The organism is Ekhidna sp., from assembly GCF_039940915.1.
Taxonomy (GTDB): Bacteria; Bacteroidota; Bacteroidia; order Cytophagales; family Cyclobacteriaceae; genus Ekhidna.
Window position 1 is genome coordinate 56,704 of record NZ_JBDVFO010000001.1, and the last position, 18,582, is coordinate 75,285.

An 18,582-nucleotide genomic window follows, 5' to 3' on the forward strand; every position below is an offset into this window, starting at 1 on the left:
TTACGACCCAATTGATCGCTAAGATCAATTTTTAAATAAATAGCTGAATAGCTTCATTATTATTTATAATGCACGAACAAGTCTTTAAAAAGAACATGAATTGGTCACTTAATGGTAAATCAGTTTTAATAACTGGAGGTACTGGATCGCTGGGCCATAAACTAGTTGAAAACATTTTTTTGAAATACCCACAGATTAATCGTTTAGTAATTTATTCTCGTGACGAACAGAAGCAGTTTCAAATGAGTCAAATCTTTCCTCATACTAAGTATCGCGCCATCAGATATTTTATTGGAGACATTCGAGACTATAATCGACTGAAAACGGCTCTGGAAGGAATAGACACAGTTATCCATGCTGCTGCAATGAAACATGTAGACATTGCAGAATACAATCCCATGGAATGTATAAAAACCAATATAATCGGTGCTGAGAATCTGATAAGAGCCTGTTTGGAAACTGATGTTGAAAATGTGGTTGCATTATCTACAGATAAGGCTGCAGCACCAATCAACCTTTATGGAGCAAGCAAACTTGCTTCAGATAAACTTTTCATAGCCGCAAATAATATTAAGGGAAATAGGGACATCAAATTCTCTGTTGTCAGATATGGGAACGTCATGGGATCAAACGGTTCTGTTATTCCTTTCTTTTTAAAAAAGAAAGCAGAAGGTTATTTGCCTATCACAGATGCTAGAATGACAAGATTCAACATATCGCTGAAAGACGGTTGTGAAATGGTTCTTCACGCATTGGAGCACGCATGGGGCGGGGAACTCTTTATTCCCAAAATTCCCTCTTATTCTATCATGGAAATGGCTAAGGCCATTGCCCCGGACATAGAGCATAGAATAATTGGCATCAGGCCTGGTGAAAAATTACATGAGGAGATGATCACGGCATCTGATTCATTTAATACGTACGACTTGGGCCAGTATTATACCATTTTACCTCAAATTCCCAATTGGGATCCTTCTGAATACACAGACCGATTTAAAGCAAAGCCCGTAGAAGTTGGATTCAACTATAATTCTGGCACAAATGAAGAATTTCTTAACGCTAATGAATTACGAAAACTTATCATTGAACATGTTGATCAAACCTTAGTATTACCCGAATGAAGCAGATACCTTATGGTCGGCACCATATTTCGGAAGAAGACATAAAAAGTGTCAACGAAGTTCTTCGATCAGATTTCTTAACCCAAGGAGAAAAAGTAAATGAGTTTGAGAAAGAGTTTGCTAATTATGTAGGAAGCAAATATTCTGTTTCAGTTGCCAATGGAACTGCTGCCTTACATTTATGTGCGCTTGCCATGGATGTAGATAACAACTCCAGAGTAATCACATCACCAATTTCATTTGTCGCCACCGCCAATTGCGTTAGATACTGTGGCGGCGAAGTATTCTTTTCAGATATCAAATCCAATGATTATACTTTGGATGAAGAAAAAGTAGCTGAATTACTGTCCAAACATCCAAAAAGATACTTTCAAGGAATAATACCAATAGATTTTGCAGGAAGGCCAGCTAATATGCCAGCATTAAGGAAACTGGCTGAAGAATACGATTGCTGGATAATCGAAGATGCATGTCATGCTCCAGGTGGTTCTGGTGAATTTAATGGACAGACATGGAAATGTGGTGATGGACAATACGCTGAATTAGCTATTTTTTCTTTTCATCCAGTCAAACATATTGCATGTGGTGAAGGGGGTATGATTACAACCAATGATTCAGCATTGTACAAAAAGCTTTTAATGCTTCGATCGCATGGAATTACAAAAGATCCTAATAGTATCTGTTCTGATGATGGATGGTACTATGAAATGCAATTGCTAGGATACAATTACAGACTATCGGACATTCACGCAAGTTTGGGCCTGTCACAGCTTCGCAATGCGGATTGGGGATTGAGTAGACGAATTGAAATTGCCAGGATGTATGACAGAGCATTCAACTCAAACAAAAAAATAGTCAGTCATTCAGGTTATTATCCAGGACATGCTTATCACTTATATATCATTGAAATTGAAAATAGAAAGGGGTTATATGACTATCTAAGAGAAAACAATGTGTATGCCCAGATTCATTACATCCCTATTCACCTTCAGCCATACTACAGGCAGTTTGGCTGGCAAAAAAATGATTTCCCGGTATCTGAACAATATTATAAGCGTTGTTTAAGCATACCAATGTTTCCATCCCTCACGGATAAAGAAGTAAATTATATTATTGATCTAGTAGAGCACTTTTTAGAGAATGAAGTTTAAAGAATTGGAGATTCTTATGGAGGATCTCAAAAAACAAAACGTATTATATAGGCCTTCGAGCTTTTGGCATGAAGCATCTGAAAATATCAAATCAAGTTTAGAATTAAATGGCATTGAAAACTTCAGATCAATACAAGAAGCACTTTATTTTTTTGTGCCTACATACGGAAGTCCCGGCAATTCTTTCTCAAAGGAATTATCCCAAGAATTAATTGATTATTTATCTAAGAATTACTCAGAAAATATAAAAGCCAACCTTTCAGTAAATCAGTTTTTGAATGGGTACATGTCTGCTCATGCAGACTATCGTGTGCTTTGTGCAAGTAACGACCCCAATGTAAAGCCGAATCTTTCGAGGTTTAGTGAAAGTCAATTTGGTAACCCTGTTGAACAATTTGAATTTGATGGGAAACTATTTAGTAGGTCTTCTTTAAATTATTTGTTGGGTTTAAGTTTTTTAAAAAGAAATCTGGAAGGAGAGTTTCCTAAATGTACTTTAGAAGTTGGTGGGGGGTTTGGTACCCTAGGTGAAATCATAACTAAAACAGTAGAAGATTCAAAGTATATTAACATTGACATTCCACCAACCATTTTTATTGCCCATCAATACCTAAAATCCATATTCGGAAATGATGACATATTTTCCTATGAGGAAACAAGAAATCATGAAGAGATTGAGATTGATTTATTGCCTAAAATCTCTTGCTTACCATCTTGGCAAATTGAAAGGTTAACCGGTAAGGTAGATTTATTTGTCAATTTCATTTCATTTCAGGAAATGGAACCTAAAATAGTAAATAACTATATAAATCAGATTAAAAGGTTGGAAGCGAAGTGGGTTCTTCTACGGAATATGAAAGAAGGGAAACAGAAAAAAACTGAGGAAAATAAAATAGGCGTGGTGAATCCGATTTTGTCAGAAGATTATTTGTCAATGTTTGAAGGGTACCAGCTGGTGGATCGAAATATTCTTCCATTCGGCTTTAAGACTGTGGATAATTTTCATTCAGAGCTATTACTGCTAAAACTCGAACAATAAAGAGAAATGAAAATTGCAATAATACCAGCGAGAAGTGGCAGCAAAAGGATCCCAAACAAGAACATCAAAACATTTTGCGGAAAACCAATTATCGCTTACTCTATACATGCAGCAATTTCGACTGGTCTTTTCGATGAAGTAATTGTCTCTACTGATCATAGTGATATTGCAAATATTGCTGTACAATATGGTGCCAGCGTTCCATTTTTAAGAAGCAACGAAAATTCAAATGATCATGCTACCATATTAGATGTTATGCATGAGGTTGTAAGCTGGTATGATTCAAAAGGAATGAGTCTCGAAATTTGTTGTGGTATTTATGCTACAGCACCATTTATTCGCTCTGAAGATTTGGTGAAGTCATATCAAAAATTGGTTGATGAAAAAAGAGATTCTGTTTTAGCAATAGGTAAATTTCCCGTTCCAATTCAAAAGGCATTCAAAATGAATGACGGCAAGATTTCATGGTTTTTTGACAATTTTGATTTAGATCGAACTCAGGATCTCTCTTCTTCTTATCAAGATGCTGCACAATTTTTCTGGTTCAATACTGCAAAATTCAAAAGATCCGGCCTTATAATAGGTACTAATACAGGGGGTTATGAAATAGACCAGCTAGCTGTTCAGGATATCGACACTCAAGAAGATTGGGAGATGGCAGAGTTTAAATACCAATTTCTTAAGAGCAGAAATGAAAGAGGGAACTAAACTTCTGGTTATCAGGGCAGATGCTAACCGAGAAATTGGCATGGGACATTTAGTGCGTTCGGTGAGTATACAAAAAATTGCAACCAAAAATAAAATTCAATCAAAGCTCGTATTAGACAAATTGGATTCACATGCAAAATCTTGGTTGAGTAAAAAAAACATTCAGTATGAAGATTTAGGTGATTCCAGTGCGCTAAAAAGTGATGTAGAAAATTATTCAGAGTTGATGCTTCTCTACGACATTGATCACAAATTTTCCACTCAAAAAAACTACGAATTGCTAAAAGAGGAAGGTATCAAAAAGAATCTTACTACATATGCATTCGCTGATCTTGCCAGAAAGTGGAATAAAACTAATATCGACTATATCATCTATCCCTACATAGGGTATGAAAAGGGATTACACCTTAATAGTCAAAGAGCTATTTATGGTCCGGAATATTTCATATTGCGTGAAGAGATTAAATTATTAAACCCAGTTCAAACTATTAAGAAGTCTGTCGAAAAGATTACAGTATCTATGGGAGGATCAAACCCAAATAATACAATTGAAAATGCGCTAAGAGTTATTCTTGGCAGCCATTTCAGTGGTGAAATAAACATTTTGATGGGTCCCATAGCTTCTATCGATCTTCGTTTGGTGGATAGATACATACGCGAAAGCTCGTGTCATGTAACCTTGCATTGGAACGTCAAAAATTTTGAACTAAAATTGAAAGAATCAGACATTGTTATTACAAATGATGGCTTAACCAAGTACGAATCACTGTACTTAGGAATACCAACCATAATGATTACTTCTTTTGAAGAAAATACTCTCCTTATGCATAATTTTAGTTTGGCGACAGGTGCCGTAAGTCTTGGACAAGTAACGGAGGAAAACCTTCACGACCAATCAACTTGCCTTGATGCGGTATTAGATTCACTAGAAAGAAGGGAAACAATGTCTACCTCAGGGAAAAGAATTATCGATGGAAATGGGACTGATCGCTTAATTAAAATGTTGTTTCGATGAATAAAAAGTTAATCCTTTTTGGGACTGGAGAAATCGCCGAACTGGCGGATTATTATTTCACCGAGGATAGTGAATATGAGGTGGTCGCCTTCACATGTGATGAAGAATTTCGTAAGTCTGATACTTTCAGAAACAAGCCATTAGTAAGTTTTGAAAATATTGAAGACCAGTACCCTTCATCAGAATTTGAGATGCATGTAGCCTTGAGTTACGCTAAGCTCAATCAAATAAGAGAACAAAAATATTACGAAGCAAAGAAGAAGGGATTCAAACTGGCTAGCTACGTATGTAGTAAGAGCGTTTTTTGGGATGATTTGAATATCGGCGATAACTGCTTTATCCTAGAAAACCAAACGATACAGCCAACAGTTAAGATTGGTAATAATGTGATGATATGGAGTGGCAACCACTTAGGACATGGATGTGAAATAAAGGACCATGCATACTTGAGTAGCCACATTTGCATTAGTGGTCATACAACTATTGGAGAACGTTGCTTTATTGGTGTCAATTCTTGTTTCAAAGACTTTATCAAAATAGGAGATAGGGTTTTTGTAGCTATGGGAGCAGATGTGACCAAGGATGTAGAGTCAGATAGTGTTGTGCTTGGAAGCAAAACAACAGTTCTCGAAATAGAAAACGAAATGGCTCGTAAAATACGGAAAAACTATTTTGGGATTGAATAATATCGAGAATGATTGAATGGCAAAAAAAAGGTCTGCTAATTGAGCCTCAAAAGCATCTTTGGTGGATGCAAACTCATGCAATGCTTCCGACTGTTATACCATTATCAGGAAATGAATTTAGGGTATATTTTTCAGGTAGAGATGAATCCCAAAGGTCACAAATTGGATACGCTGACATTGAGGTATCTAATGGTCAGATTAGTGTACTAAACTATAGCAAGGACCCCGTGCTATCCCCAGGAGAAAGGGGCTGTTTCGATGATAATGGAGTAACTCCATCATGGGTGGTACAAACAGAAGATACGCTTAGGTTGTATTATATTGGTTGGAATTCTGGCACAACCACCACTCGAATGAGTCTCATTGCTGGTCTGGCTAATAGTGCCGACGGAAAATCATTTAAGAGATATTCAAGAGCACCTTTACTAGATCGAACTAACGCAGAACCATTTGGCATACTAACAGCACCATGTGTCTTGTTGGATTTAGATAATAAGCTGTGGGAAATGTGGTACGTTTCTGGTGAAGGTTGGAGAAATAAGGATTTACCTATTTATAATATTAAATACGCCCATTCTTCCGATGGAATAAATTGGATTCGAGAAGGTACCGTTTGTATTGATTTTAATTCAGCAAGAGAAACAGCACTTGCAAGACCCTGTGTACTCAAAAGTGAAGACGGCTATCGTATGTGGTTTTCTTATAAAGATCCGGCAATTGGCTATCGAATTGGTTTTGCAGCATCTAAAAATGGTAAAGACTGGAAAAGGCAAGATGCTCTTGGAGGACTTGATGTGGGGTCCAAAGGTGACTGGGATTCTGAAATGATCCAGTATTCCTATATTTTTTTTCATGAAGGTATTTATTACCTACTCTATAATGGAAATGGTTATGGCTTGACAGGAATAGGTTATGGTGTCTCTCATGAAATCCCTAGCATATGATAGCAGCAATTATGCAACCAACTTTCAACCCCTGGTTAGGATATTTTGACCTGATCGATCAAGTAGATTGTTTTGTTTTTTACGATGATGTACAGTTGGTAAAACGAAGTTGGCAAGTTCGAAACAAAATAAAAGTGCAGGGAAATGCGCATTTTTTATCAATTCCAATTGAAAAAACTTCCTCACGATCTCAAACGCTAATATCAAATGCGGTTATTTCAAATGCCATTGACTGGAAATCGAAACATTTAAAAACATTACAGAACACCTACAAAAAGTATCCCTATTTCGAGTTAATCTTTGAGTTTATTTCAAAACTATACTCTGCTGAGTACCAATTCCTTTCTGATTTTAATATTTCGATTATATCATCTATTTGTGAAGAGATAGGTATAAAAACACCACTTGTGAAATCCTCAAACTTGAAAAATATTTCTGGGTCAAAAGATTCCAGACTTGTAAGTGTTTGTAAAGAAATTCAGGCTGATAGTTATATCTCAGTACAGGGTTCTGCTGACTACATCGAAAGTCAAAATCCTGGAGGAGAGATTATCAAGAATGATATTAAATTGCATTATCAGGTTTATGAGCATCCGCTCTATGATCAGAGGAGCGATGAATTTGTACCTTATTTAGGGGTTTTTGATCTATTATTCAATCATGGCTTTTTGAATTCAAGAAGTATCATTATTTCTGGAAGAAGAAACAATTTAACGCATTTGGAATACAGAAAATCAAACGACTATGATCTTTAAAATAGGCGATAAATTGATCGGTGATAGCCACCCTGCCCTACTCGTAGCTGAGTTGTCAGCTAATCATAACGGAAGTTTGGAAACTGCCATAAAAACTATTCAGGCAGCAAAATTTGCTGGAGCAGATGCCATTAAATTACAAACCTACACTCCGGATACTATTACTATTGATGTCGACAATGACTACTTTAAGATAAACTACGGCACCATTTGGGATGGCAACAACTTATATGAGCTTTACAAGGAAACCTATACTCCGTGGGAATGGCATGAAAAGTTATTTGAGGTGGCCAGGGATGAAGGCCTTCTCTGTTTTTCTTCTCCATTTGACAACAGCTCTATAGACTTTCTCGAAACCCTGGATTGCCCAGCTTACAAAATAGCATCACCTGAAGTTGTTGATACAAACTTGATCACCTATGCGGCCAGCAAGGGAAAGCCGATGATCATTTCAACCGGAATTGCGGATAAAAATGATATATGTGAAGCTATTAATTCTTGTAAGAAAGCAGGTAACGATCAAATAGCATTGTTAAAATGTACAGCTCAATATCCAGCAAAGATTGAAGATGCAAATTTGAGTATGATACCTGAATACAAGAAGGAATTTAACGTTATCCCTGGATTATCAGATCATACGTTAGGGGATATTGTCCCCGTTTCCTCTACAATATTGGGAGCAAAGATCATTGAAAAGCATTTTATTCTTGACAAAAGTATAGGTGGAGCTGACGCTGCTTTTTCACTTGATACCGTCGGATTTAGTGAAATGGTAAAAAAAGTACGATCGGCTGAATCCTCTTTAGGCAAAATCGACTACTCACTTAGCAAAAAGACAAGAAAAGATAGAGAGTTTTCATCCAGATCATTATTCATCGTAGAAGATATAGAAAGAGGTGAAGTTCTTACTACAAAACATGTAAGATCAATCCGACCGGGATATGGGCTACACCCCAAATTTTTGAATAGTGTTATGGGAAAGGTGATGGTAGAATCTGTCAAAAAGGGCCAACCTCTTAAGTGGGAAATGCTGGATTAATATGCAAAGAATTCTTTTTGTTGGAATTAACCCAAACAGGGATGATCACTTGGCTATTATCGCTAAAATAATTGGCAAGGTCGAGGTTTACGTTATTAACGGTATTGGGAATAATTCAAAAAAAATAATAAATACACAAGTATTCTCTTGGAACGAGTTTATAAGTGTAAATCATATTGTAAAAAAGCTAAAACCACACAGCATTGTTTTTTTTGATATAGAATCTTATAACGAGGTTCTTCTTAATATTTATGCCAAAAATCAAAACATAAGCACATATATTCTGGATCATGGAGTTAGAAGCTTTAGGAATGCACTAGAGAGAGAAGAAAAGGAGACACCAAATATTCTACCTGGCAGTAAGGTTCCTCTACTTGAGAAAGTAAAGAATAGACTGTTTATCTTAATATCTCTCAAATTTATTTCAAAAGATGATCGTCTTTTTTTTAGAAAGTATATTTTCCTAAGAAAAAATCACTCTTCTTTTGGGGCAAGAAGAAGGCTTAAAGACTTAAGACGTCTTCCCTCCGAGTATATTGTATTTTCGCCCAGTAATCTAGCTTATTGGCAGGAATTAGATCAGTTCGATAAAGATCAACATAAAGTTTCAGTTATTGGGTTTCCAGCATTTGACAAAATATTCAAAAGTCAATCCACTATCTCAAAGAGAGTTAGCGCTTTATATGTAGATTCTCCGTTTCATGAATTCAATCTATTTGGCTGGACTTATGAGAGTAAAAAGGAGTTTGTTACGCAAATTATACTTCTATTTGAAGAACTTAATATTCCTCTCTGTATCAAATTGCATCCGAAAAGCGATGAAAAACTATATACTGAACTCAAAGAAGACCACACCTTTCAATTAGTAAATGGATCTTCCACTGAGTATCTATACTTGGCTGAGATCATAGTTGGTTTTGATTCTTCGCTACTTTATCCAATTATTTCTTTTTCAGGAACTATTTCTTTTTCAATAAATTTTCATCCCAAAGTGTTGAATCGAAATCTTAGCCAAGACTTCCTCGACCAGGGAGTAAGTATAGCAGTAAATAGTTTTGACGAGTTAAAACAGGGATTGCACAATAAAAATAGTATTTTGAAAAGTCAGGAAGAGAATAAAAAGGCATTTATTAAGAAATACCTTTATAAAGCTGATGGAAATTCCTCAAATAGATTAGTTGAAGTTTTAATTAAGTAGCTAGTGCAAATAGGTAGTTTATTAAAATCTTTTTCCTTATACACATTCTCAAATATTTTTGGAGCGGCCGCTGGTTTTTTACTACTACCTATTCTGACAGCATACCTAACTCCTGAAGAATACGGCACTCTCGGACTGTTTAATACGTATGCTCAGCTTCTACTACCATTAATTGGTTTGGCGGCTTCAGGCCTCATCTCCATTGAATACTTCAATTCTGATCTTAACAAAAGACAGTATAAATCTCTCTTTTCCTCTATTTCATTCATTCCATTCATTCCGTTCACTTTTTTCCTCCTTACCTCCTTGTTCTTTTCAGATAACCTTGAAAAGATATTGATAATTCCAAGTGAGGTTATTTGGGTTATTCCGTTTTTCACCGTTATCAACCTTTATTACCAACAATTCCTTGAGTACTTAATCATTCGAAAAGAAGCGAAATACTACGTTTTTCTAAACTTATCTAAAATTGTCATGGAATATGGCCTAGCTATTTTATTCGTAGTTATACTAGGTTATGGATGGATAGGCCGCATCAGTTCAACATTTGTCGTACTTTTTGGTGCTTTTCTAATATCTATATTCTTTTATAAGAAATGGGATTTAATTACGCTCGATATAAAGAGAATATATGTTAAACAAGGCGTTGTATATGGTCTTCCACTCATTGGTCATGTCATTGGAAAGTATGTGATTAACCAGTCCGACAAATTATTCATAGCCAATATGGTGTCTAAAAGTGAGCTTGGAATCTATAATTCGGGTTATATGGTTGGAACGACAATGCTAATTCTCTCGGGTGCATTTATAAAAGTGTACACTCCTTATGTATATGAAAGATTTCAAGCTTCGACTGAAAAAGGTAAAATCGAAATTGTCAGGCTTTCCTATGCTTTTTTTGGAATAATTTTCATCTTCTTAATCTTTCTCGGGCTAATTTCTAAGTTTCTATTTGCCGAAATTATAGACCCAAATTATTTTCAGGGTTACAAATTCGTGTTTTGGACTGGCTTGAGTTATGCTTTTTGGGGAGGATATCTGATTTTCTCATCTTCACTCCATTTCTTTAAAGAAACCAGAATTCTTTTTTATCTATCAATAGTAAACATATTGCTTAATTTGGTTTTGAATTATTTTCTGATAACCAAGTTTCACACCATAGGTGCATCTTATGCAACATGCATTTCTTTTTTAGTTTTGTTAGCCCTTGTGGCTATCATAGCGAACAAAAAGTATCCACTGCCATGGTTTTCTTTCAAAGATATTTTTCTTAAGCAGTGAAAATAAGGAGTCCAATACCATAATGGGAAGAGTCATCGCCAAATCAATTAGCCAAAAAAATCATTTAATCAATCATAAAACAAAGTAATTGACTAAAAAAATCCTTCACATAATTGACTCGCTTGAGACAGGTGGTGCAGAGATATTGTTGATTGGCTTAGTCAATGGAATGAAACAATATGATCATTTCATTTTGACTCTGACCCCAAAAAATGATTTTAATATTCAAATAAATGCTAAAATAGAATGTGTCAATTACAGAGGAAAAATTGACACTCTTAAGGCCATTTCCCATATTAATTCAATTATTAAATCCAATGGAATTGACCTTGTTCACACCCACCTCCTTACTTCCACTTTTTTAGGACGATTAGGCAAGCCCTCTAAGACAAAGCTTGTTTTTTCTGTTCATAACATTCTTTCAGAAAGCGCATTTAAAGTAAGTAAACTAAGTTGGTTACTTGAGAAAATAACCTATAGAGGTATTCATCATGTGATTTTCGTTTCTCAAGAAGCCAAGAAAGACTATGATAAATCAATTGGATTGAAAGGAAATTCCTCCGTTATCTATAATTATGTAGAAGATAATTTCTTTGACAATAATTTAGAAACGGGTGTAAGGCCAGGTTCTGATTCTCCTTTGAAGCTAGTTGCAGTAGGATCTTTAAAAAGCCAGAAAAACTATCACTTTCTTATTTCATCTTTGGTAGATTATGAAGGTGATGTCCAATTAGACATTTATGGTGACGGGCCGCTAAGAAAATCACTTCACGAGTACATTCATCTATTAGGAATACACCAAAAGGTAAGGTTGATGGGAAAGCATAAAAAAATTTCTACAATCCTTCCTGCCTATGATCTTTACGTGATGGCTTCTACATACGAAGGTTTTGGTATCGCTCCTTTGGAAGCCCTTGCCTCGTCCATTCCAGCTTTGCTATCTGAAATTCCCGTTTTTAAAGAGGTGATTGGTGATAACGCAATTTTTTTTGACCCGAAAAGTAAGGAAGATTTTAATTCAAAGCTTCTTCAATTGCAATCAAAACCTACGCTAAGACATAAATTATCAAAAACAGGAAGGGAAAGAGCTGAGGAAATCGGAAAAAAAGTAGATTATATTCGCAAAATTGATCAATTATATAACAGATACATTTGAGCCTTTTAAGCAAATTCAAAACCCTTTTTTGGTACCTATCAAAACCAAGTCTTTATTCACAACTAGTACGGCTGATTGGCCTTAAAATTAGACCTAACCGTAAAGAGCAAACTAGAGAAGCCGCAATGGAATGGTGTAATTCTGACTACATGGAAGTCATTGACTTCCTTACTCACTTAGGCCTAAGTGGTATTAGATCTGTTGACGAAATCTATGAGGCAGAATTTAAGAGAGGAAACAAAATAGTTAATGAATTACCTGTAACCATGGGAGGAGCTGGAGCTATAACACTACTTTATCACTCATGCGAATACTTAAAGGCCAATACAGTCGTTGAAACCGGAGTAGCGAATGGGTGGTCTTCTTTGGCTATACTTTTATCTTTAAGCAAACGTGACGGGCAATTAACAAGTACCGACATGCCATACGCTAAAATGGGCAATGAAGATTATGTTGGCTGTGTAGTTCCTGAGAATTTAAGAAAGAACTGGGAACTGATTAGAAATCCAGATATAAAAGCACTCCCGGTTGTTCTTAAATCACATGCAACTTATGATATGTGTCACTATGATAGTGATAAAACATATGCAGGAAGGATGTGGGCCTATCCCAAATTATGGAAAAACCTCCGATCAAAAGGTATTTTCGTTTCAGATGACATTGGAGATAACCTAGCATTTAAAGAGTTTTCAGAGTCTTTGAATGAAAAACCACACATCATCAAGTTCAATAACCAGTTTGTAGGTGTCCTAATTAAAGATTGATTGATGGCACGTATCCTATACATTACGTATGATGGTCTTACCGACCCGTTAGGTCAATCACAGATCATCCCTTATTTGCAAGGGCTAGCCAAGCTTGGGGATCAAATCACCATTCTAAGCACAGAGAAGAAAGAGAGATATAGACGCAAACATAAAATTATAAACTCCATACTCGCAGAAGCTCAAATCCAGTGGGAGCATATATTTTATCACAAGAAACCTCCAGTAATTTCTACGCTTCTAGATGTTAGAAAACTAAGTAATAAAGCATCAGTTTTGTCTAGAAAAAACCATTACGATATCGTCCATTGTAGAAGTTATTTAAGCTCTTTGATCGGTCTTCGGTTAAAGCGAAAAATTGGAATAAAATTCATCTTTGATATGCGTGGATTTTGGGCTGATGAGCGAGTAGATGGGAAATTATGGAATCTTAAAAATCCTATATTCAGAAGTATATACAACTATTTTAAAAGAAAAGAAAAGGCTTTCTTATTTGAGTCAGATGCCATCATAAGCTTAACAGAAGCAGGGAAAACTGAAATTGAAAGGTGGCAGGATAGTGACCGCTATAAAAATAAGATTAACGTTATTCCTTGCTGTGTTGATACAGTATTTTTTGATCCTGGCTCTATAAATGATTCTACTCAAAAAGAGAAATGGACTCAACTTGAATTAAGGGGCAATGAATTCATATTAACCTACCTTGGATCAATTGGAACATGGTATATGCTGGATGAGATGCTTGAGTTTTTTATCTCCTTGAAGAAGGTGAGAAAGAATGCTAAAATGCTATTCATTACCCCCGAAACGGATCATGAAAGAATATTTACAGGCACCAACCAACACAACTTATCAAAAGGAGATATCCGAATTATTGAAGCCGACAGAAAAGATGTTCCGGTCTATTTATCCATTTCGGATTTCTCTATATTCTTCATCAAGCCCAGCTATTCTAAAATTAGCTCCTCTCCCACAAAACAAGGAGAAATAATGGCATTAGGAATCCCTGTCATTTGCAACGAAGGAGTTGGAGATACCTCTGAAATAATCACCAGATATAAATCAGGCATATCCATCAAAGAGCTAGATACTTACCACTTTTCGAAAGCAATTAAACAAATGGGTTCAACATCCTTTGATAAGAAAGCCTTGAGGAAAGGAGCGATTGATTATTATTCACTTGACAAAGGAGTTGCGGAGTATTATCAAATTTACCAGACCTTAACTAGCTGATCGTGAAATTTATACCATATCAAATTCCAGGCAAAAACATCAATACTCCATGGGGAGATATTGCATCTTTTCTTACAGGTGACGAACAAAATCTAGATAAGTCTACCGTAGAATCTTTTGGTTCTGAGTGGTCAAAATTTGATTTTTTTTCAGAACAGGAAATCCAACATGTGGGAGACACATACTTCGATATTGTAACAGATAAACATTTGCAGAAAGAAACTACGCGAGCGCTGGATGTCGGTTGTGGATCTGGCAGGTGGAGTTATTACCTAGCAGATAAAGTGCATACACTCGACTGCATAGATCCTAGTGATGCAGTTTTTGTGGCTAAAAAAAATCTTTCCAAATTTAAGAATACTCGAGTAGCAAAAACCTCAGTAGAAGCTATGCCATTTCCGAATGGTTCTTTTGACTTTGTATTTAGCCTTGGGGTCCTACATCATATACCGGACACTCAGGCAGCCATGAAAAACTGTGTTAACAAGCTCAAAAAAGGTGGCTTTTTTCTGATATATCTCTATTACAACCTTGATAATAGAGGTTGGATGTTCAAATTGATGCTCAAGATTGTTACTATGGCTCGCCTCACCATATCAAAGCTTCCTGAAAAAATTAAACACATTGTCTGCGATCTGCTAGCCATTACCATCTACATGCCCTTCATTAGTTTGGCGAGATTGATAAAACTTGTATCTAAAAGAAGTACTGCCCATCAGAAGATACCTCTCTCCTATTATATCGATAAAAGTTTTAACGTGATAAGGAATGACGCTCTGGACAGGTTCGGAACTCCGTTAGAACAACGTTTCTCCAAAAAAGAGATTAAAAAGATGCTTGAAGAAGCCGGAATTTATAACATAACCTTTTCAAAATCAGAACCATATTGGCATGCGATCGGGGAAAAAAAGTAAAGCTAAGATTCTGTTTGTGTGCCCTCATCCTGAGAATACCGCTCCAGGCCAACGACTTAAGTATGAGCAATATTTTACATATTTCAGAGCCAATGGAGTAGATTTAACCATCGCTCCGTTCATGACGTTTCCTTTTTGGAAAATTGTATATAAGAAAGGTTTCTTGGTTCAAAAAGTCTACTGGACCATGTACGGTTACTTGAAAAGGATTCTTCTACTTTTTTCGCTTAAAAAATATGATTGTGTTTATGTATTTCTATGGGTTACACCATTTGGTAGCACTTTGTTTGAATGGCTCACAATTAAACTAAGTAAAAAGTTGATCTATGATATCGATGATCTGGTTTACCTAAAGCCAGCTAGTAAAGTCAACCCTTTCTTAAAACTGATTAAATCCGGAAGAAAGCCTATTATTCTGATGAAGCATGCTCATCATGTTATTACGTGCACTCCTCATTTGGATGCTTTTGTCAAAAAATACACCCCCAACACGACTGACATCTCATCGACTATTAATACAGATACTTATCAGCCGGCCAATGACTACTCTAACGAGCGTAAATTAACCCTCGGTTGGAGTGGGAGTTTTTCTACATCAAAGTACTTAAAACTACTCCAAAATGTACTCTTGAAGTTAAAGTCAAATTACGATTTCGACTTACTTGTTATAGGTGACGCCAGTTTTTCAATCAAAGGATTGTCAGTAGAAGCAATACCCTGGAGCGCTGAAACAGAGGTTAAGACACTCCAAAGAATTGACATTGGATTGTATCCACTACCAAATGAAGAGTGGGTAATGGGAAAAAGTGGTTTAAAAGCATTGCAGTATATGGCTCTTGGAATACCCACAGTAGCGACTAAAATTGGCGCGAATCATCGTGTAATCAAAGACGGCGAATCTGGCTTTCTCGTTGAATCTGATGAAGAATGGCTTGCTAAAATATCTCTATTGCTGAATAATGCGGATTTGAGAAAAAAGATCGGTGAGAAGGCAAGAAAAAGAGTTGATGAACACTATTCCATAAATGCGAATAAGAACACTTATCTTCAAATAATTAACCAAACTATCAATAATTAAAGATCGCCTGACATACAAAGATTTTGAAATTCTTGATTCCATTCGTGGAATAGCGTCGGCGTATGTGATGATTGCACACTGTAGAGGAATTCTCTGGATAGGTGGAAGTAAATTTCTTGAAGAAAACCCTGTAGAATCTTGGTCATTAACAGACTATCTCATCTTTTCTACGAGTCTGTCAACCAGACTAGCAGTTGAATTTGTCATTCTTTTCTTCGTTCTTTCGGGTTTCTCTATTGCTTACAGCTTAAAAAGGAACAGTCATTCAATTTCCTTTTATAAGAAAAGGCTTATTCGCATTTATCCTCCTTACTTACTTGCTCTGGTATGGGCTGGCATTGTATTTATTATTACGCAATCAATGCACCCAGACTTTTATTCAGGTACATACGCTACTCCCACATTCGAGCGATACAGGCAAATGCTCTCGTTTTTTGAACTGGAAACAATTTTAGGCAATCTTTTGTACCTACCCTCAAGTGGTTTCATTGTTCAGTTTTGGTCATTAAGCCATGAGGTAATTTTCTATGCCCTTGCACCTTTGCTTATACTTAACAAGTATTGGTATTATAGAGTCTCTCTCTTCCTATTTCTGCTTTACATAACATTTAAAAACGCAATTCCATTTGAAGACTCCATTCTTACTCAATTCATAGGAGTGTACAATTTCTATTTCTGTATTGGAATGTTATTATTTGATAATTTTTCCAAAGGATCAGATTTGATACGGAGAATAAGGAAAATCCCCGCACTTCTATTAACCGGGCTTGTTCTTTTGTGTACTTATGGAATAAACTTCATGATGGAGTCTGAAACTCTGTGGTCTTTCATACCAGCTGGAATAACGGGCTGTTTACTAATACTCATTTTCCTCACCTTCAAAATAAAAATCAAATGGCTGATAAATCTTGGTCGTCATAGCTATTCGCTTTACATCACACATTTTGCAAGTATCATCTTATTCCATTCAATCTATTATTCGATCGTACCAAAAGAAAGTTTACCTTATATAGACAGATTCTATGTTTTTTTCTTAGCAATCCCTTTTTGTCTAGTAGTATCTTATCTTTTTTATCATTTAATTGAGAAAAAAACTAAAGACCTGCTTTCAAAAATCCGTTTGAAGACTTAATTCTTGAAGATCTATTCGAGTATAGTATCAGTATCAGTGCTATAACGTAAAAAGGAATAATTGGTATTTTGTATCTGGTTAAGGTTCCAAAATTGCTTGAGGTAATACCAATTGCGAATGCAAAAGAGAAGCAATAAACAAGCATCGAGAATATAATCGGTGACCGAATGGTATTTGAAAAAAAATTAACTAGACCAACCTTATAGATGACATACAGTGTGAAAAAGAAAATCAATAAACTTTCTAATGCTGCTGCAAGCATTAAAGGATTTCTTACTTCCCAAAAATATGGGCGAAACAACGTTACATTTATTGCCGCAGGCATTTTACTAGCTAAGTTGGGAATTGTGAAGCTCTCTATTCCCAAGTTGTAAGAAGACCCGTCAGATTTTTCAGAAACATACCCTAGATATGAGGAAACAATTTCCGCCCTTTCAAGGATTTGATCCATAGAATAAATCCCTCTCTTGCTATTATCGCCAATATATTTGAATGAGAAGAAAAATCCTAAGACACCTAAGGTGATAAGCGCTGGAGCTGCTAATGTTTTTAACGCCACATTCCTGACCTTTTTAAGATTGCCAGCAATGAAGTAGCATGAAAATCCTAAAAGAAGTGTCATTAGAATATAAATTTTAATCACAAACAATAAGTAGATTAAAATTATAAATTTAACGAGAGTGAATGTATGCCCCGTTCTCTTGAGTTCAATAATAGAAATTAGAATAAAGTATATAAGTGCTAAGGATATGGTATCCTTAAAAATCCCTGAACCCCAAACATGAACTCCAGGAATAAAGAAAAATGGAATCGTAAGTATCTTAGCAAGATGCGGATAAAAGCGACAGGCAATTAGATAAAATTTCCAACTGGCATAAAATGACAAAAAACCAAAAAGCAATGCCGTCGGTAGTATTAGATTGAACGAAAAGAACTGGAGCACAAAACATATCTTTACTACCATAAATGTATCTGGTGAGGCTACAAAACGAAAAGAGTTATATATATATGGGTGATTTACTAGTAACGTTTTAGAGCTGCTAAAAAAGATATCCAAAGCTGTGACTGGATTGTTCCAAAAAACTTTATGAAGTAATCTAGCATCATTAAAGTAGGCGGTTGTATCTCCTCCTTTATAGTAATAGGAATAAATAAGTGTAATGAAAATTGAACCTAAACAGTGAAGTAGGAAGGCACTTAGAAAAACACTCGATCTTGCCCCATAAACTCCCTTCGATTTTTTCCGAATAGAATTAAAAATAACAAAACCTAAAATTAGAAACAGTATTAAAACAGGAAAGTCCCATAGCGTGATGAAACTTCTTCTAAAGTTAAAGTCCATGGATTCAAAACTCGGATAATCCATAA

The 18,582-nt window shown here is 35.8% G+C and carries 18 protein-coding genes; 17 read left to right on the top strand and 1 reads right to left on the bottom strand.

The annotated features are described in order from the left end of the window. The first annotated feature begins 95 nt into the window (after positions 1-95). From pseB to ABJF57_RS00325, 17 genes are all read left to right on the top strand, one after another. Entirely contained in the window at positions 96-1,121 is a 1,026-nt protein-coding gene (gene pseB, locus ABJF57_RS00245) for a UDP-N-acetylglucosamine 4,6-dehydratase (inverting) (RefSeq protein WP_462235629.1), read from the top strand. Next, positions 1,118-2,272 carry a UDP-4-amino-4,6-dideoxy-N-acetyl-beta-L-altrosamine transaminase gene (gene pseC, locus ABJF57_RS00250; protein WP_462235627.1) on the top strand — a complete coding sequence of 385 codons (1,155 nt, stop codon included), beginning with the start codon at positions 1,118-1,120 and terminating at the stop codon, positions 2,270-2,272. The genes pseB and pseC overlap by 4 nt, the downstream gene beginning before the upstream one ends. Next, a complete protein-coding gene (locus tag ABJF57_RS00255; protein WP_462235625.1) occupies positions 2,262-3,311 on the top strand; it encodes a putative sugar O-methyltransferase in 1,050 nt (349 codons plus the stop codon). Before pseC ends, ABJF57_RS00255 begins: the two co-directional genes overlap by 11 nt. 6 nt (positions 3,312-3,317) lie before the next feature. After that, positions 3,318-4,019 (top strand): pseudaminic acid cytidylyltransferase, encoded by a 702-nt coding sequence (gene pseF / locus ABJF57_RS00260; RefSeq protein ID WP_462235623.1) that lies wholly within the window; start codon positions 3,318-3,320, stop codon positions 4,017-4,019. After that, positions 4,003-5,034 carry a hypothetical protein gene (locus tag ABJF57_RS00265; RefSeq protein ID WP_462235621.1) on the top strand — a complete coding sequence of 344 codons (1,032 nt, stop codon included), beginning with the start codon at positions 4,003-4,005 and terminating at the stop codon, positions 5,032-5,034. The genes pseF and ABJF57_RS00265 overlap by 17 nt, the downstream gene beginning before the upstream one ends. Then, positions 5,031-5,720 (top strand): acetyltransferase, encoded by a 690-nt coding sequence (locus tag ABJF57_RS00270; protein ID WP_462235619.1) that lies wholly within the window; start codon positions 5,031-5,033, stop codon positions 5,718-5,720. The genes ABJF57_RS00265 and ABJF57_RS00270 overlap by 4 nt, the downstream gene beginning before the upstream one ends. Before the next feature lie 8 nt (positions 5,721-5,728). After that, positions 5,729-6,664, top strand: a complete 936-nt coding sequence (locus ABJF57_RS00275) for a glycoside hydrolase family protein (RefSeq protein ID WP_462235617.1) — start codon at positions 5,729-5,731, stop codon at positions 6,662-6,664. Beyond that, entirely contained in the window at positions 6,661-7,419 is a 759-nt protein-coding gene (locus ABJF57_RS00280; protein ID WP_462235615.1) for a WbqC family protein, read from the top strand. Before ABJF57_RS00275 ends, ABJF57_RS00280 begins: the two co-directional genes overlap by 4 nt. Then, complete coding sequence (gene pseI, locus ABJF57_RS00285; RefSeq protein WP_462235613.1) at positions 7,409-8,458, top strand: pseudaminic acid synthase; 1,050 nt, start codon at positions 7,409-7,411, stop codon at positions 8,456-8,458. Before ABJF57_RS00280 ends, pseI begins: the two co-directional genes overlap by 11 nt. A 1-nt stretch (position 8,459) precedes the next feature. Then, on the top strand, positions 8,460-9,656 hold the full coding sequence (locus tag ABJF57_RS00290) for a polysialyltransferase family glycosyltransferase (RefSeq protein WP_462235611.1): 1,197 nt from the start codon (positions 8,460-8,462) through the stop codon (positions 9,654-9,656). A 3-nt stretch (positions 9,657-9,659) separates the two neighbouring features. After that, positions 9,660-10,937, top strand: a complete 1,278-nt coding sequence (locus ABJF57_RS00295) for a lipopolysaccharide biosynthesis protein (protein WP_462235609.1) — start codon at positions 9,660-9,662, stop codon at positions 10,935-10,937. 88 nt (positions 10,938-11,025) lie between these two features. Beyond that, positions 11,026-12,093 carry a glycosyltransferase gene (locus ABJF57_RS00300; RefSeq protein WP_462235607.1) on the top strand — a complete coding sequence of 356 codons (1,068 nt, stop codon included), beginning with the start codon at positions 11,026-11,028 and terminating at the stop codon, positions 12,091-12,093. A 125-nt stretch (positions 12,094-12,218) separates the two neighbouring features. Further along, entirely contained in the window at positions 12,219-12,857 is a 639-nt protein-coding gene (locus tag ABJF57_RS00305; protein WP_462235605.1) for a class I SAM-dependent methyltransferase, read from the top strand. A 3-nt stretch (positions 12,858-12,860) separates the two neighbouring features. Continuing rightward, a complete protein-coding gene (locus ABJF57_RS00310; RefSeq protein WP_462235603.1) occupies positions 12,861-14,090 on the top strand; it encodes a glycosyltransferase in 1,230 nt (409 codons plus the stop codon). A 2-nt stretch (positions 14,091-14,092) separates the two neighbouring features. After that, on the top strand, positions 14,093-15,004 hold the full coding sequence (locus ABJF57_RS00315; protein ID WP_462235601.1) for a class I SAM-dependent methyltransferase: 912 nt from the start codon (positions 14,093-14,095) through the stop codon (positions 15,002-15,004). After that, on the top strand, positions 14,982-16,082 hold the full coding sequence (locus ABJF57_RS00320; RefSeq protein ID WP_462235599.1) for a glycosyltransferase family 4 protein: 1,101 nt from the start codon (positions 14,982-14,984) through the stop codon (positions 16,080-16,082). Before ABJF57_RS00315 ends, ABJF57_RS00320 begins: the two co-directional genes overlap by 23 nt. 40 nt (positions 16,083-16,122) lie before the next feature. Next, positions 16,123-17,214 (top strand): acyltransferase family protein, encoded by a 1,092-nt coding sequence (locus ABJF57_RS00325; protein ID WP_462236035.1) that lies wholly within the window; start codon positions 16,123-16,125, stop codon positions 17,212-17,214. Here ABJF57_RS00325 and ABJF57_RS00330 read toward each other — a convergent pair. Further along, positions 17,177-18,580: a hypothetical protein gene (locus ABJF57_RS00330; RefSeq protein ID WP_462235597.1), complete on the bottom strand. Its 1,404-nt coding sequence runs from the start codon at positions 18,578-18,580 to the stop codon at positions 17,177-17,179. The two genes, ABJF57_RS00325 and ABJF57_RS00330, sit on opposite strands and share 38 nt — an antisense overlap. Positions 18,581-18,582 lie beyond the last annotated feature (2 nt).